Annotated in this window: 18 protein-coding genes, 1 pseudogene and 1 riboswitch; of the genes and pseudogenes, 2 read left to right on the plus strand and 17 right to left on the minus strand. The window is 39.2% G+C overall.

Translation table 11 applies throughout. The features are described 5' to 3' along the window. The 8 genes from JCM10596_RS20680 to JCM10596_RS29655 form a co-directional block, all read right to left on the minus strand. The coding region (locus JCM10596_RS20680; protein WP_025028733.1) for a PAS domain S-box protein at positions 1–1,170 on the minus strand (1,170 nt) is incomplete at its 3' end. A 281-nt stretch (positions 1,171–1,451) separates the two neighbouring features. After that, positions 1,452–2,252, minus strand: a complete 801-nt coding sequence (gene thiD, locus JCM10596_RS20685; protein WP_025028734.1) for a bifunctional hydroxymethylpyrimidine kinase/phosphomethylpyrimidine kinase — start codon at positions 2,250–2,252, stop codon at positions 1,452–1,454. A gap of 46 nt (positions 2,253–2,298) precedes the next feature. Further along, a complete protein-coding gene (gene thiO / locus JCM10596_RS20690) occupies positions 2,299–3,414 on the minus strand; it encodes a glycine oxidase ThiO (RefSeq protein WP_025028735.1) in 1,116 nt (371 codons plus the stop codon). A gap of 11 nt (positions 3,415–3,425) precedes the next feature. Beyond that, entirely contained in the window at positions 3,426–4,199 is a 774-nt protein-coding gene (locus tag JCM10596_RS20695) for a thiazole synthase (protein WP_025028736.1), read from the minus strand. Positions 4,200–4,215: 16 nt separating this feature from the next. After that, positions 4,216–4,413, minus strand: coding sequence for a sulfur carrier protein ThiS (thiS, locus tag JCM10596_RS20700; RefSeq protein WP_025028737.1), 198 nt, complete (start codon positions 4,411–4,413; stop codon positions 4,216–4,218). 3 nt (positions 4,414–4,416) lie between these two features. Beyond that, entirely contained in the window at positions 4,417–5,052 is a 636-nt protein-coding gene (gene thiE / locus JCM10596_RS20705; RefSeq protein WP_025028738.1) for a thiamine phosphate synthase, read from the minus strand. 88 nt (positions 5,053–5,140) lie between these two features. Then, a riboswitch (TPP riboswitch) is annotated at positions 5,141–5,237 on the minus strand. Then, the gene (locus tag JCM10596_RS28285; RefSeq protein ID WP_025028739.1) at positions 5,226–6,623 is read right to left on the minus strand and encodes a sensor domain-containing diguanylate cyclase; all 1,398 of its coding nucleotides are present in this window, start codon (positions 6,621–6,623) and stop codon (positions 5,226–5,228) included. Its footprint overlaps the riboswitch before it by 12 nt. Next, positions 6,590–6,829, minus strand: a complete 240-nt coding sequence (locus JCM10596_RS29655) for a hypothetical protein (protein ID WP_025028740.1) — start codon at positions 6,827–6,829, stop codon at positions 6,590–6,592. The genes JCM10596_RS28285 and JCM10596_RS29655 overlap by 34 nt, the downstream gene beginning before the upstream one ends. Before the next feature lie 85 nt (positions 6,830–6,914). Between JCM10596_RS29655 and yfkAB the strand changes: the two are divergent. Then, positions 6,915–8,056 (plus strand): annotated as a pseudogene (yfkAB, locus tag JCM10596_RS26815) (radical SAM/CxCxxxxC motif protein YfkAB). 75 nt (positions 8,057–8,131) lie between these two features. Here yfkAB and htpX read toward each other — a convergent pair. Further along, positions 8,132–9,016, minus strand: a complete 885-nt coding sequence (htpX, locus tag JCM10596_RS20725) for a protease HtpX (RefSeq protein ID WP_025028741.1) — start codon at positions 9,014–9,016, stop codon at positions 8,132–8,134. Between the two features lie 174 nt (positions 9,017–9,190). Here htpX and JCM10596_RS20730 point away from each other — a divergent pair, with 174 nt between their 5' ends. Beyond that, a complete protein-coding gene (locus JCM10596_RS20730; RefSeq protein WP_025028742.1) occupies positions 9,191–9,505 on the plus strand; it encodes a hypothetical protein in 315 nt (104 codons plus the stop codon). Here the strand turns inward: JCM10596_RS20730 and JCM10596_RS20735 are convergent. From JCM10596_RS20735 to JCM10596_RS20770, 8 genes are all read right to left on the minus strand, one after another. Then, positions 9,502–10,035, minus strand: coding sequence for a metallophosphoesterase family protein (locus JCM10596_RS20735; RefSeq protein WP_025028743.1), 534 nt, complete (start codon positions 10,033–10,035; stop codon positions 9,502–9,504). The genes JCM10596_RS20730 and JCM10596_RS20735 overlap by 4 nt on opposite strands. Beyond that, entirely contained in the window at positions 10,032–10,277 is a 246-nt protein-coding gene (locus JCM10596_RS20740) for a DUF1128 domain-containing protein (RefSeq protein ID WP_025028744.1), read from the minus strand. Before JCM10596_RS20740 ends, JCM10596_RS20735 begins: the two co-directional genes overlap by 4 nt. Positions 10,278–10,423: 146 nt before the next feature. Further along, positions 10,424–11,353: an LCP family protein gene (locus tag JCM10596_RS28290; protein ID WP_159102383.1), complete on the minus strand. Its 930-nt coding sequence runs from the start codon at positions 11,351–11,353 to the stop codon at positions 10,424–10,426. Positions 11,354–11,497: 144 nt separating this feature from the next. Continuing rightward, the gene (locus tag JCM10596_RS20750; RefSeq protein ID WP_439644873.1) at positions 11,498–12,469 is read right to left on the minus strand and encodes an ROK family glucokinase; all 972 of its coding nucleotides are present in this window, start codon (positions 12,467–12,469) and stop codon (positions 11,498–11,500) included. 20 nt (positions 12,470–12,489) lie between these two features. Next, entirely contained in the window at positions 12,490–13,581 is a 1,092-nt protein-coding gene (locus JCM10596_RS20755; RefSeq protein ID WP_025028747.1) for an ABC transporter ATP-binding protein, read from the minus strand. An 87-nt stretch (positions 13,582–13,668) separates the two neighbouring features. Continuing rightward, positions 13,669–14,649, minus strand: a complete 981-nt coding sequence (locus JCM10596_RS28295; RefSeq protein ID WP_025028748.1) for a PucR family transcriptional regulator — start codon at positions 14,647–14,649, stop codon at positions 13,669–13,671. After that, positions 14,646–14,861: a YqgQ family protein gene (locus JCM10596_RS20765; RefSeq protein ID WP_234410596.1), complete on the minus strand. Its 216-nt coding sequence runs from the start codon at positions 14,859–14,861 to the stop codon at positions 14,646–14,648. Before JCM10596_RS20765 ends, JCM10596_RS28295 begins: the two co-directional genes overlap by 4 nt. Positions 14,862–14,897: 36 nt before the next feature. Next, on the minus strand, positions 14,898–15,413 hold the full coding sequence (locus JCM10596_RS20770; protein WP_025028750.1) for a hypothetical protein: 516 nt from the start codon (positions 15,411–15,413) through the stop codon (positions 14,898–14,900). Positions 15,414–15,521: the final 108 nt, after the last annotated feature.

Raw genomic sequence — 15,521 nt, forward strand, 5'->3', positions numbered from 1 at the left:
CAACTTCCAACTACTGGCCAGTCTCAGCTCATGTTCATTCATTTTAAATGGTTCGTCAAATAAACGATGGATAGAGGTTATTCTCTCGGATATCTTTTCTTGGCTTTCTTCCTCTAATACAAACACAAATTCATCCCCATTTAATCTCGCCACAAATTCTTGTGGCTTGGAGTTTTCTACTAATCTTTCAGCAAGCAGCTTAAGTAGCACATCCCCTGAGAAAATTCCAAAAGAATCATTGATATGTTTAAAACGATAAATATCCAGACATACAACAACCAATAATGAAGAAGAATTCTCTCGTCCTTCTATTAAAAGCTGTAAAGTATCCATAAGATAGCGTTTATTAGGTAAGCCAGTAATGGTATCATGATAAGCCATGAGCTTTAATTCTTCTTCGTATTTTTTTCTTTCCGTAATATCACGCAAAATACATACAAGCCTACTTAATTGTTGATCATCGTTGTAAGTGGGAAAGGATTTTCCTTCAACCCAAATGGAACATCCCTCTTTTGTCAATAACCGAAAATCTGTTACTCTAGGAATCCCATCTTGTACAATCTGAAAGAAAATATCCTGCACCTCTTGGCGATCTTCTGGATGAACATGTTCAAATGATAGATTTCCCTCTAGTTCTTTAAATGTAAAACCAGTCGTACTCTCCACTGAAGGAGAAACGTACATGATCCTGCCGTTTGTATCTAATACTGTGATAAGATCTGTAGAATGCTCTGTTACAATCTGATATTTTTCTTGATTTTCCTTCAGTTTTTGATTTTTTTCATTACGATCCTTGTACATGACGATCGCACCCACAACTTCATCTGTCGAATCAATGAGCGGATGATAGGCAGCTAATACTTCGATAACGCTTCCATCTTTTTTCAAACGTTGAACCTCATGAAAAGGAATAGCTTCCCTTTTCACTATACTTTGCATAATGACAGATAATTCAGTGTTTTTTGTTTGAGGCAAAATCTTCTTGTGTTGAATAAGAATAATATCCTCTTCTGTCCAGCCCAATACTTTCGTAAAAGCTGGATTTATTTTCATAATGTTGCCATACAAATCAATTATAAAAATGACATCAGATGAATGTGTCCACATTAACTCAATCATCGACTTAGGTATTCCCTCTATATTAGACATAACTCTCTCTAAATAGGTCATGAAAGATCCTTCTTTCCACTCATTAATATTTCTCTATATGATCCCTGCCTTATTCATTCCTACTTTATTTTATGTATGAAAAGCACTGTTTAACTCTCATACTTTAATTTATTCTACGTTCTTCTGCCAATCCCTCTATCAAATTTATGAGAACCCTCTCCCTTAATCTAAAGAAACAAAAAAAGAACAGATCTACTTCCCTTTGATTCTTCAAAAAAGGAACGTTTGTCTGCTCTCTTACCTATAAAAATGATCTTGCTCTTTTTTCCTCCATTGCTAAGTTATTGACGAGATAACCGATACGCTGCATGATTGGTTGGACCTATCCCACTCCCGATAGCAAGAGAGTGCTCAATTGCACTTGTAATAAATGCTTTGGCTACCTCCATGGCTTGGAAAACGGTGTGTCCCTTAGCTAAGCTGGCAGCAATGGCAGCAGCAAAGGTACATCCCGTCCCATGAGTGTGTTTTGTCGGAAATCTTCTTGCAGGTAAATGGTGAAAATCAAGTCCATCATAAAGGATATCTATGGATTCCTCACCCGATAAGTGACCACCCTTGATCACTACATTTTTTGCTCCAAGTTGGAAGATCTTACGAGCAGCTTCTTCCATGTCATGAAGACTTTGAATCCCTTCCTCTCCAATGATGACCTCCGCTTCTGGAATATTGGGAGTGATAACCATTGCCAAAGGAATCAAATGCTTTCGCACCGCCTGAATCGCTTCCTCTTGCAATAGGGATTGTCCACCTTTCGCTACCATCACGGGGTCAACGACAACATGAGCAACTCCATAATGTCGCAGTCTGTCCGCTACGGCTTCAATGATCTCCGAGCTAAACAGCATTCCGGTTTTGACAGCATCAACACCGATATCACTTAGGACAGCATCTAGCTGAGCCACTATAGCTTCGGTAGACTGTGGATAGACACCATGTACTCCTAAAGTGTTTTGGGCTGTTAGTGCTGTTATAGCAGACATTCCAAAAGTCCCTAGCTCTTGAAAAGTTTTGAGATCCGCTTGAATCCCTGCTCCTCCACCGCTATCTGAACCTGCAATTGTTAACGTACGATAAATCATATACCTCCTACTCCTTTCTAACCTTGTCCGATGCTATCGGCTCAATTTATTGAAACCGCATAGGATCAAATTGTGAAATCGGAACGATAGGCGTTTTTTGTTCAAGCAGATCTGCTACGATCTTCGCATTCACGACGCTGAGTAAAATCCCATTCCGATAATGTCCACTTGAAAGAATAATATTGGGACGATGAGGAAGTCTTCCAATCAAAGGAAAACCATCTTGAGTTGCCGGACGCAACCCTGCCCATGTATGATAGGGTTCCTTGTCCTGTAAAAAGGGATAGAGACGCCTACTCCACTTTTTAAGACGTTGAATTCCCTTGTCTGTTACTGAGTTATCATAACCAGCAATATCTTCAGACGCCCCGCAGATCAGGGACCCATTTTCTTTTGCCACTACATATCCTTGGCTAGAAAAAATCATATGATGAACCTTCTCCATCCCAAGCTCAAAAGCACATATCTGACCCCGTATAGGAAAAATAGGTACTCTCATGGAAAGCTCTGGCTCTAAGAAAGAGGTCCACGCTCCATTAGCAATAATACATTGCTCTGCTACAAACGAGCCCTGCTTCTCCGTAGTCACACCTACCCCATTCTCTTGATTCTCTTCAAATGTGATTGAGCCACAATAATCGAATAACTTCACACCAAGCTTTTTACACCCCGTAATGACAGCCTTGACGTAATCAGGAGCAAAAATATGGTGTTCTTCTGGGTAATACATCGCTGCTATGGCTTCTTTTGTTAAGTGTGGCTCCAATTTGCATAATGTTTCCCCTCGGACAATCTCTGCTGAAACTCCCCATTTCTTCTGCCAGCTATTTCTCGTTTCTAGGACTAGCTCATCCGCCTCATGAAATACGACATGTAAGCTTCCGCTGCGGTTATATTCAAAATAGCTTCCTGAAATCTCCTTAACGGTTGATTGCCATTCAGGATAGAGCTCTAAGCTTTTTTTACACATATTGAAAAAATCATCAGGATCTTCTCCAATTTCTGAAAATGGAGCCAGCATCCCCGCAGCTGCTCCTGTAGCTTGACCGCCAAAAGCTCCCTGCTCGAGCAATGTCACTTGATGACCTCTTTGAGCCGATTCAAATGCTGCTGTTAATCCAATGATTCCTCCGCCCAAAATCAAGACGTTAGTTGATCTCATTTGCTCTCCACTCATTTCGATAGGTTTGCTAAAGGACTGCTAGCTGTTGCATATTTTTTCTTCGGAATTCGACCAGCAAGATAAGAAAGCCTGCCCGCCTCAATCGCCAGCTTCATCGCACGAGCCATTTTGATAGGGTCCTTCGCTTTGGCAACAGGCGTATTCATTAATACAGCTGACGCACCTAGCTCCATCGCTTGAGCAACATCCATCGCTGAACCTAGGCCGGCATCTATAATGATTGGAACCTTGGCATCCTCGATAATCATTCCTAGATTGTACGGATTTAAGATTCCTAGTCCCGTTCCGATAGGAGCTCCACCTGGCATCACTGCCGCTGCTCCCGCTTCTTCTAACTTTTTGCAGAGAATAGGGTCATCAGAAGTATAGGGTAGGACAATAAACCCTTCATTTGCCAATACCTCTGTAGCTTTTAACGTTTCAATAGGATCTGGTAAAAGAGTTTTTTCATTCACACTGATCTCAACTTTTATCCAATCTGAAATACCAGAGGCTTTCGCTAACCTAGCAATCCGAATCGCTTCTTCAGCATTTTTTGCACCACTGGTATTAGGTAAATAAGTAAAGGACATCCCCTCTAAATGCTGTAGAATAGCATCTTCCTCTGGATCTTCTAAATTAATTCTGCGAATAGCAAAGGTTAATATTTCTGATTCTGATGCTTTAATCGCTTCATTTTGAATATATGGATTAGGAAATCTTCCTGTACCGATCAAAAAACGTGAACGGAATTGTTTTCCACCTATTTCTAGTCTATCGTCCATTGTTGTATTCACTTGATCATCCTCCTCCGACAAAATGAACCAGTTCAATAATGTCCCCTTGATTTAGTTCGTGCTGACTCCAGCTTGATCGATCAATAATCACACCATTCACTTCAGCAACGACGTGTTCTTCTTTTAATTGATATTCTCTAATTAATTGGTCAAGCTTCTCTACTCCACTATCAATTTCTTGTCCGTTTACAATCAGCTTCATGTTTTACTCACTCCTATTGGCTGCTCGAATCCTGCTGCTAAATTGAGAAGCAGCTTCCTTCACGTTTTCAGCTCCTACTATGGCACTAATCACACAAATTCGTTGCGCTCCGGCTTCAAGAACCTTATCGAGATTGTGGAGCTTAATACCACCAATCGCTACAAAAGGGATCTTCGTCTGAGAAACGACCTCTTTTATGTACGAAAGTCCCACTGGATCAACCACATCTACCTTGCTTTTCGTTTCATATATCGGACCAACACCTATATAATCAGCTCCATTCCGTTCAGCTTCTATGGCTTCTTCTATGGCATGCGTTGATATCCCAATAATCTTTTCAGAGCCTAAAATCCGTCTTGCCTCACTAAGAGGTAGATCATCTTGTCCAAGATGAATTCCATCTGCATCTACAGCTAAAGCAATATCGATATGATCATTCACAATAAAAGGAACATGATATTTAGAGCAGAGCTCTTTTAATTTTTTCGCCATTTCTAATAGTTCTTTTTTCGTTTTGTTCTTTTCTCGGAGTTGAACAATATCTGCTCCACCTAGTATCGCTTCTTCGATGACAGCTAAATACTCTTGCTGAGGATAAAATTGCTCCCCTGTTATCACATATAAATGAAAATCTCTCACACCCATCCTCCCTCTCTATCTCTATACTAGTCTTGATATTGCTAAAAAATAAAATCCACTGCCCTATAAAAAGGAAAGTGGATTCACTGTTTCTTTCACACGACTTTCCTACGCTGGTGTTAACCAGATCAGGTTCAAGGGTTGAATTTCTTCTCTCAGCCAAAAAGGCACCCCTAGTCCACATTATTTTTTAGATTTATTGTATCATATTTGTTCATTTGATTGATACCTGGACGGTAAAAATAATATTGATTTCCTCCCTTATTTTTCGAAGCATACATCGCTTGGTCTGCCTTCTTCAGTAGCCCCTCTGCATCTTCACAGTCAGTTGGGTAGAAACTAATTCCTAAGCTCGCAGAAACCATCAGGCTCTCTCCTTTTATCTGATAAGGAGTCACTAATTCTGCAAGAATTCTTTGGGAAATCACCTCTACCTCTCCATTACTTTCAATATGAGATAAGATGACAGTAAATTCATCTCCCCCTATTCGAGAAATGACATCCCCTTCTCGAACACTATTTCTTAATCCTTCTGCAACTTTTCGAAGCAAAGCATCACCATAATCATGCCCCAAGGAATCATTAATCTCCTTAAATTTATCTAAATCAATAAAAATAACGGCCAACAGTTTTCCTTCTTGTTCGGCATTGGCTATTAACTGGTTAAGCCGCTCATAAAAAAGCAGACGGTTAGGAAGACCCGTTAACGCATCATGATAGGCACTATGTTTCATTTTTTGCTGAGATTTTTCTAGCGAAGACATCATCTTATTAAATTCTTCCTCCAGATGAGAGATTTCATCCTCACCTGTAATAGGGACCCTTGAGGATAAGTCCTTACTCTTACGAATATTGGATACATTAGCTGCGAGTGCCATTAACCTCGAAAGAATTACTTTTTCCAATAGGAATATCGTTGTCAAGGTGATCACAATCCCAGTGAGTACAATTGAAATAATCAGAGAGTTGACACTTTTAACTCCTTCATGAAAGACATCCCTTGGCATGCGAATGGTGATCTCTACGGTATCTTGTCCATAAGCATCTTCAAGAAGCGCCTTGCCAGTGATCAAATCTTGATTCACTTGTATGATAGTGGGTATCGAAGAAAGATATTGAGGATCTTCAGTAAATTCCGCTGTTTCTCTCTGCCCCAAATACTTGATCTCGATATCTAAATTCGTAGCCGTTGCAATCCTCTCAACCTCTTCTTGGTTTAATAAACGTCCAATAATTAACGTCCCACGTGGCTCCCCTTGACCTTGGCTCATGGCAATAGGCTGAGCAGCAAATAGAACTTGTCCCATCGACAAGGGTAAGATTCCATGTGTGGATTCGATTCCTTTTAGCTCTTTAAAAAAATCAGAAAATAAAATAACAGTTAACAATTCATCGTATTTTCGTTGATCAATCGGAGTATCGGCTCCAAAATTTTTATGGAATTTAATATCTCCAAATTGATCTAAGTAGATCATAAAATGAAAACGATTATTAATAAAGGTTTCATCACTTAAATTCGAGGAAATATAGTTCTCATTTAGGTCTTCAATAAAATAATAGGTATCATCCACGCAGCCCAATCCAAAGCCACAGAGTTCAAATGTGCTAAGTCCACCTGGATTTTATTCACTACACGTTTAATGTTTTCGTAAACAAATCTCTCCTCTAACTGTCTAAAGCTGTTCAGATTAATCATTTTCATAACTACACTAAGGGTCAGAACTAGAAATAGCATAAGGATCCCTATGATTATAATCGTTTTGTTTCGAAGGTTCATTTTGTTCCTCCATCAAGAGTTGATATGCTATACATATATTATACCATTGACGTAGCTTCCACTCTATCGTTATATTATAGTGTACATGATAGGAGGTAACCTAATGAAAACTGAGCTAATCGCGATGAGTCCCCAGTATGATCCGTGGGAGTCTATCCATAGTCGGCAAAAAAATGGTCGTAACACGTTAACTAGCATAGAATTTACTGTGACAAATCTTTGTAACTTACGTTGCGAACATTGCGCTGTTGGTGATGTATTAACCATGAAAGAATCGAGTGAACGAATCCCGCTTTCTTTATTACTTCAACGTTTAGATGAGATAGACTCGCTCGAAACCCTAAGCATTACTGGTGGCGAGCCCATGTATAATAAATCGATCATTCAAGAATATATTGTGCCCATCTTTCGCTATGCACATGAGAGAGGCATCCGTACACAAATCAACTCAAATCTAACCCTTGATTTAGAGCGATATGAATCAATTCTTCCCTTTCTAGATGTTCTGCATATCTCCTATAATTATCTTAATGCAGAAGATTTTTATAAAGTAGCCTATGTTCATTCCAGCCATCCCACTTCCTTCGCTCAAGCAGAGAAAACGTTTCAACGAATGGTGGATAATACTATCGCTTTAGCTAAAAAAGGGGTCTTTGTATCTGCTGAATCACTTATTTCCGTGCATACGGCGCCTATTTTAGATCAGATCCATCACCAAATCAAAGAAATGGGATGTCAAAGACACGAGGTACATCCTCTCTACCTAGTGATTTTGCCCGTCACATGACCGTATTATCACTTGCCGAACTAAGAGAAGTCTACCACCGTCTACTCGATCACAAAGATCCCGAGCTTTGGATCTTATTTGGGACATTACCTTTCTATGCCTGTAATCAAACAGAAGAGGACATAGAGCTTATTCAACGAATTCACGCTACACCCAATGTCACCGTAAGAAACGATCCAGATGGTCACAATCGCTTAAACACGAATATCTTTAATGGTGATGTGATCGTGACAGACTTTGGTGATGTGGAACCGCTAGGAAATGTCAAGACAGATCGCTTCGAAGACTGTTTTGCAAGATGGCAAACACATCCTGTATTCAAGCCATTTGATTGCTACTGCCCTCAGTCGCATTGTAATGGACCGAATATCTTAGTAGCCAACACTTATTATAAAGGGCAAGATTTCACAAAAAAAACAGGGGCATCCCTTTCATTTTAGAAGTATCGTTAAAAAGGGCTAGTATATCAGCGTGTGATATGCTAGCCCTTTTGCATATAGAAAAGTTATAGAATATTATTTTGCCTGTAAACGGCGAATTCTTTCGTTAAGATCTGGGTGTGAAGAGAATAATCTAGAGATTCCTGCTTTGTTGCTTATTTTTAATGTAGCAATAGCAGCTTGTTCAGTATCAATGCGATTGACATGATGCTGAAGAGATTGCAGGGCATGAATCATCTTATCCTTACCGGCAAGATCTGCTCCTCCAGCATCTGCATGAAATTCTCTGTAGCGTGAGAAAGCCATAACTACAATACTTCCCAGTATGGAGAAAAGAATATTAAATAAAATCCCGCTCACAAAATAGACAACTCCTTGAAGCTCTTGCTTCACAAAACGACTTGCAACTAATGCCGCGATTCGGGAAAAGAAGACGACAAAGGTATTCACAACTCCCTGAAGCAAGGTCATAGTCACCATATCTCCATTTGCGATATGCGCTACTTCATGAGCAATAACTCCTTCTACTGCATCTTCATCCATGCTATTTAACAAGCCAGTCGATACGGCAACTAATGAACTACGCTTCGATGGTCCTGTGGCAAAAGCATTCACTTCCTGTGAATGATAGATTCCTACTTCGGGCATTACTGTAAGTCCTGCACTTCTTGAGAAACGATGCACCTTCTCCACAATACTTCTTTCATATGGAGAGAGTTGATCGTCAGGATTCAATACACGCACCTTCATCATTTTTTTAGCCATCCATCTGGACATGGCTAATGAAATAAAGGAGCCTGCAAATCCAATAACTGCACTATACGTTAGTAGCATAGGTATATTTACAGCTCCAGTGTTGAGATCTATACCAGTTGTAATGCCAAATACGCTCAACACGATCATAATCGTTGTTAAAACCAAAACATTGGTTAAGAGGAAAAACAAAATTCTCCTACCCACCTACATCTCTCCCTTCCTAATAAGAAAATAAGTGCTTTTATACAGTATAGACGAAAATAGAGCATTTTAAGAAGAAAAAATATGAACAAATTGTGACATCGATCACATACTAAAAAGACCTATTAACACGTGAACAAACTTAGGATAGAATAGAAACTAAGGAGATGAAAGCAGATGAGCTATCAATTTAAATACGATGAACGTTTGGGAATTTCCATCCCTATCATTGAGAAGGGTTGGGAGCAATATTCCATTCATGAACAAGAACAGATCCTATTTGAATGGGAAGAGTTTCGTTCTGATATTCCTAGCAGAATCAAAGAGCTAGAGAAAATCATCACCAAAAAACAGGAGGAGCTTAGTCGCGAAGAAAATTTTGCCCTCTCCTGCAAGTTGAACGATGAGATTTCTCGCTTAGCTAGTACGATTAATGACCTTAATATTTGGTTTAGAATTCAACAAGACACTCAAGCAAGATCACACCACTAATTGGACTCCGAAAGGCTAAAACACTTGCTTAATTGTTCTACTTTTTGATGCTTTACATCATAATATGTAATAGAGATCTGGATTTTTTTCTCTTCCTGTTGATCTACTTCTAATACCACATATGTAGGGACTGTGAATCCTCTTGGTTGTCTTAGACTCCCAGGATTGATGAAGACAGTCCCCCCATCATAAATGGCAACAGGGTAGTGTGTATGACCAAATAAAACGATATCTGCCCCAACTTCCTCAGCTTTGTATTTCAATCCTAATAAAGAGTCGTGAACCTGATAAGTATGTCCATGTGCCATAAAAATCCGAAGCCCCGACCATTCTACCACTTGCTCCATCGGGATCACATCTGAGAAATCATTGTTTCCTCTAACCATCTTCATTTGAGAAAAAGGAAGAGCCTCCTCATCGGTGCAATAATCACCACAATGAAAAATCATATCATATGAACCTAAATGAACGACCTCACGCACTTCATGGATTAAACCATGGGTATCACTGATGACTAAAGCTTTTGTCATACACGTTTACGCAACTTTCCTAGTTCGTCGATGATGGACTCAATTTCACTCATTGTAAAACGATCCTTCTTCGCTAAAAAATCATAGAGGTCTAATAAATCCTCATAGTTTTCTGTATCGAAGCTTTTGGGATTGATGGCTGCTGCATTGACTACTTGTAGCTTGGTTTTAATGGTTTCAATGATATATTCAATATTTTCTTTAGAAACAACCTCTAACTCCGCTCTCGTTTTTTGAATCATTCTAACAATCCTTTCTTGTTTAAGATGAACTTATTATAACAAAAAATCAGACAGGATGGTCCTGATTCGACTAAGTTCCTCGTCAGAAATTAGTTCAATCCACATCCCGTTTCTAATATCTCCCTGACCTTGAAGCGTTGTGGTCTCTAGATCATCCAGATCAAAAGTATAAAAGTACGAATTAAATAATCTAATTCGTCAGAGGATAGAGATGTTTTCACATGTTCTCCTACGACATCTAAGACATCATATATCTTGGTCACTGAACGAAAGTGTATCATTTTCTTCCCTACCTGTTTAAGAACTTTTTGCTGTCGCTCCATCCTTTGATAATCGGTATCATTTTTCCCATCATTGCTCTGCCGAAAACGAATATAGTCTAGTGCCTGTTTGCCACTCAGAGTTTGATATCCTTGATCCAAATGGATATGTGTTTCTTCTTCACTTGAATCATAATACATAGGTCTTTCTACTTCTATCTCTATTCCCTCCATAAGATCAACGAGCTTCTCAAATCCACGAAAATCAATAGAAGCGTACCCATCTAATTCAACATCCAACCAATTCTCGATCGTTTCCATTGTCAACTCTATACCTCCTTTAGAAAAGGCATGGTTTAATCTTTGTTTTCTATGCCCTGGAATCTTGACATATGCATCTCGAGGTAAAGAAATGAGATTTAGTTTCTTTTGATGTGGATCAACTAAGGCTAAAATTAATGTATCAGGTCGTCCACGATCATAGGTTTCTTCCCTTTTATCAATCCCATACAATAACAAGGCTATAGGAGTATTAATTGGCGGCTCCTTGTGACTTCTAGTAAAAGGGAGCCCCTTATAGATTGCTTCTTTCTTGTCAGTCATCTTTCTCTTCTTATTCTTACTCTTATCCTTAGCAAAAGAACGAGTCGGCTTATCCTTTGATGAATGGCGATTCTGGGCAGATTTTCGCGAGTCTGAAACAGACATTTCATCTAATGTAGACTTATATTTTTCATAAGCAGAATAGGTATAAAAAGTACTAAATCCCAAAAGGCTAACGATTCCGATTAGCAGAATGACGATGAATCTTTTCATATCTAAATCCCCCATTCTCCTCATGTTGCTACGTAAAAACTATTATTCCTCTAAATAAAAAACTTAACCCAACAGAAAAAAGCCGTCCATTCAAGTCACTGAATAGCAACTGAATCAAACGGCTTTCTTCGATAAGACCTATTCTTATTCTTTAGAATGAACCAGCCATGCTGAGCCTATCACACCTGCATCATTGCCTAGTGTAGCGGCAACAATTTCAATGTCACCAGTCAAATGAGGAAGTGCATACTGGCGATAATAGTCACGAATAGGTTTAAAAAGCACTTCACCAGCTCGTGATACCCCTCCACCAACCACAATTTTTTCAGGGTTAAGCAGAACAGCATAGTTACCTAAGGTCCAGCCCAAGTAGAAACCTACCTGATCTAGCACACTTAGTGCCAACTCATCTCCAGCATCTGCTGCAAAAGCTACATCTTTCGCTTCCAGCGCACCATTTGCTTTTAGTGTTTCTGCTAAAGTACTTGATGTCCCTTCTTTTAGAGCATCAGTAGCTAACTTAACAATTCCCGTTGCAGAAGCAAGAGTTTCCAGACAGCCCTGCTTACCGCAATTACAACGATAGCCACCTTTAGTAACAACCGTGACATGCCCAATTTCTCCTGAGGTGCCTCTTGAACCATGAAAAATCTTTCCTTTGGAGATAACTCCACCACCTACACCTGTACCTAAGGTAATGACGAGAAGGTCACTAGCACCGCTGCCAGCCCCTTTCCACATTTCACCTAGTGCTGCCGTATTTGCATCATTATCGACAACCACTGGTAAACCTGTAATCTCCTCAAGACGATCCTTCAATGGATAGTCCTTCCATCCTAAATTTACAGCTTCATAGACATAGCCACGTTCAAGATCTAGAAAAGCAGGGGCTCCAATCCCAATCCCTTGAAGGTCTTCCTTCTTCAGAGCAAGGTCTTCGATTCCACGTATGATCATCTCATCCATTTGATGAAGAATTCGATCTCCACCTTCTGCCACTTGTGTTGGTTGAGATTCCTTATAGGCGATTTCCCCATTAGAGTTTACAATTGCCAGCTTGATTGCTGTTCCACCCAAGTCAATGCCAACATACCATTTGTCTTGTTTCAATTTGATTCATCCTTTAACTATAGATATTACTTGATGCGCTCTTCTGTTTGCGGATCAAAGAAGTGAACTTTGTTCATATCAAATGCCAGCTTCAAGGTTTGTCCGTTATTAATATCTGTTCTAGAATCAACACGTGCAATAAAATCACTATCTGCCACTTTACTATATAGATAGGTTTCTGCTCCCATTAACTCAGCCAATTCAATATAGGCATTGATAACAGTTCCAGGCGAAGATTCAATAAATAATGGCTCATCGTGGATATCTTCCGGACGGATTCCAAGAACGACATCTTTCCCTACGTAATCCTTGAGAATTTTCATTTTTCCTTCTGGTACTGCTATTTCCTGCTTTCCGGCAATAAATTTCCCTTCTTCTAAACGCCCACTAATAAAGTTCATAGCAGGGGATCCGATAAACCCACCGACAAAAATATTGTCTGGAAGATCATAAACTTCTTTTGGAGTACCTACCTGTTGCACAATTCCATCCTTCATAATAACAATTCGATCAGCCATTGTCATCGCTTCGATTTGATCATGTGTTACATAGATAATCGTTGTTTCTAGACGTTTGTGTAGCTTCGTGATCTCTGCACGCATCTGTACACGCAATTTAGCATCAAGGTTGGATAAAGGCTCATCCATTAAGAATACCTGTGGCTCACGTACAATAGCACGTCCTAAAGCAACACGCTGGCGTTGTCCACCTGAAAGTTCTTTAGGCTTACGCTCTAATAGGTTTTCAATTCCTAAGATTTTAGCTGCTTCATCTACGCGTTTTTTGATTTCCTCTTTTTTGAATTTACGCAATTTAAGACCAAATGCCATATTATCAAACACATTCATATGTGGATATAGCGCATAGTTTTGGAAAACCATAGCGATGTCTCGATCTTTAGGGGCAACATCATTTACTCGGCGATCTCCAATGTAGAGATCGCCTTCAGATATTTCTTCAAGCCCTGCTACCATACGCAATGTTGTTGATTTACCACATCCAGATGGTCCAACAAAAACAATAAATTCTTTATCAGCAATATCCAAATTAAAATCCTTTACCGCTGTTACTGTATCACTGTATTTTTTATAAATATGTTGTAGTTTAATCCCTGCCATATGAAATCCCTCCAAGTTAGGTTATAGTCTTATTTTACCTAAAGAAGAGGGTAAAAATCTATTGGGCAGGTTTGCCGAATAATTCAGTTATTTTTTGTTGAACATGCCCAAAGCCTGAATGGCTAAGTACACTTTAACAGCATCTTCGAACCTTCGAACGTCTAACCCAGTCCGTTCATCAAACTTTTCTAATCTATATTGTAAACTATTGCGGTGGATAAATAGTTTTTTTGCCGTTTCAGAAACATTTAGGTTTTCTTGAAAAAAAACTTTAAGCGAATGAATTAAGTCTGAGTCTTCCTTAGTAGGACCCATGACTTGATGAATGAGCTCATGGAGAAGATCTGGGCTAATTTCATTTAAGAGCAAATACACCATCAGGTCTTTCCATTCTGTTACAGACTGATCGATTCCAAGGTGAATAGCTAACTCAAGCTGGCTTATTTCTTTTTTTACTTGCTCACGAATATTCATTGGCATGAGATATGGCTGTCCCAGATAATAATGAACATCAATCATACATTCCGCAATAATGGTGTCGACAACTCCCTTTAGAAGGCTTTGCAGTTCATCATTCCCCTCTGGAGAATGGGGGATGATCCACGCATATTTTTGCGCATAAAGAGGAAGTAAAAAGCTTCTTTCCTCTGTCATCCCCTCAATGATTTCCTTTAATGAAGCAGAAAGATCATGATCCACTTCTTCCGCGTCCTGAACCATAATATATACATTTCGAAAGCTTGTATCTTCGGGATAACCAAGCTCGTTCCATTCTTCTCTCCAGACGGAGATATCCTCCTCCATAAATCTTTTCCAGAGATGCTCAATAGAGTTGTCTACACGAAATAAAAACTGATTCTGAGATTCAACTAAAATCGTAATAAGCGCCCTTGAATCTTCACCCAGTACGTTCTGCTGAACTCCAACCCATCCCAGTGTATCCAGTCCCTCTCTTATGGGAAAGCAAAGATATTCATCAGTGGCTGGTACATCCAGAAAAACCTCTAAGCGCTCTGAGCCATAGATTCGTTCCAATTGTTGATATAACCAAGACTGTTTTAGCTTCATGACTTATTCTCATACTTTCTCATTTCTTTTTTTAGATATAAGATCGACATCTGATATTCTTTCGCTTCGATCAATGTCGAGTCAAATAATTCTTTGATTTCTTCTTCCATCAACTCTAGATCTAAAAGAGGATCACCACTATAGATAAAAGTACCAAATCGTTTTAGCAGGAGCCTAACATCCTGGAGTGATGTGATTTCCCCATTTTTCATTGCTCTAACTCCTTCATCAATTCTGTTCCAGTACCATTATAACATCTTCACAACACCAACCAATACTACCAGTACTGCCGAAGTATAGGGGATTAGCATTTGTACACGCCAATTCAACCACTTTCTTGACCCGGCTACAATGCCTAATACTATGCTTCCAAGTAATAATAGAGATATCGTGAAAGCCAAGCCATATCCTCCTTCATTCAATAAAGCATAATGGTAATTAAGTAGAAATATATCCAGCTGAATAAATAAAGTAAAGAGGATCAGTTCCTTACTTCCAGGATAAATCGGTTTAGAAATAAATAATAGGATACCGATCACAATCATTCCTAGGCTAATCGTTATTTCTAAAAATCGGTAAGAGATATACTCTCCAACTAAATGACCAATAAATGAGCTGGCCAAACTAACCATATACGTAAAAATGACAATACCAACAATATGATACCAAGCGACAACCACTTTCCTTGTTGAAAATCCAAATCCAGCTACCGCTCCAATAAATAAAGTAAACATAGAGAGCATGGACCACTTTAAAATTTCCATCTGAATTCCCCCCCTACTCCTCTCCTTCTTGTACTATTTCTATGAAATCAATAATTTTCATATGTCACATACTCATATTCTTTCTTCATTTGCATATATATTTTGGCA

This window comes from Caldalkalibacillus mannanilyticus JCM 10596 (assembly GCF_000615945.1).
Lineage (GTDB): Bacteria > Bacillota > Bacilli > Caldalkalibacillales > JCM-10596 > Bacillus_AT > Bacillus_AT mannanilyticus.

What these genes read in the sequence shown, in the direction of transcription:
- thiD (WP_025028734.1), bottom strand. Translation starts at nt 2,252, where the DNA reads ATGATTTATCGTACGTTAACAATTGCAGGTTCAGATAGCGGTGGAGGA.
- thiO (WP_025028735.1), bottom strand. Translation starts at nt 3,414, where the DNA reads ATGAGATCAACTAACGTCTTGATTTTGGGCGGAGGAATCATTGGATTA.
- JCM10596_RS20695 (WP_025028736.1), bottom strand. Translation starts at nt 4,199, where the DNA reads ATGGACGATAGACTAGAAATAGGTGGAAAACAATTCCGTTCACGTTTT.
- thiS (WP_025028737.1), bottom strand. Translation starts at nt 4,413, where the DNA reads ATGAAGCTGATTGTAAACGGACAAGAAATTGATAGTGGAGTAGAGAAG.
- JCM10596_RS29655 (WP_025028740.1), bottom strand. Translation starts at nt 6,829, where the DNA reads ATGAACCTTCGAAACAAAACGATTATAATCATAGGGATCCTTATGCTA.
- JCM10596_RS20730 (WP_025028742.1), top strand. Translation starts at nt 9,191, where the DNA reads ATGAGCTATCAATTTAAATACGATGAACGTTTGGGAATTTCCATCCCT.
- JCM10596_RS20735 (WP_025028743.1), bottom strand. Translation starts at nt 10,035, where the DNA reads ATGACAAAAGCTTTAGTCATCAGTGATACCCATGGTTTAATCCATGAA.
- JCM10596_RS20740 (WP_025028744.1), bottom strand. Translation starts at nt 10,277, where the DNA reads ATGATTCAAAAAACGAGAGCGGAGTTAGAGGTTGTTTCTAAAGAAAAT.
- JCM10596_RS28290 (WP_159102383.1), bottom strand. Translation starts at nt 11,353, where the DNA reads ATGAAAAGATTCATCGTCATTCTGCTAATCGGAATCGTTAGCCTTTTG.
- JCM10596_RS20755 (WP_025028747.1), bottom strand. Translation starts at nt 13,581, where the DNA reads ATGGCAGGGATTAAACTACAACATATTTATAAAAAATACAGTGATACA.
- JCM10596_RS28295 (WP_025028748.1), bottom strand. Translation starts at nt 14,649, where the DNA reads ATGAAGCTAAAACAGTCTTGGTTATATCAACAATTGGAACGAATCTAT.
- JCM10596_RS20765 (WP_234410596.1), bottom strand. Translation starts at nt 14,861, where the DNA reads ATGAAAAATGGGGAAATCACATCACTCCAGGATGTTAGGCTCCTGCTA.
- JCM10596_RS20770 (WP_025028750.1), bottom strand. Translation starts at nt 15,413, where the DNA reads ATGGAAATTTTAAAGTGGTCCATGCTCTCTATGTTTACTTTATTTATT.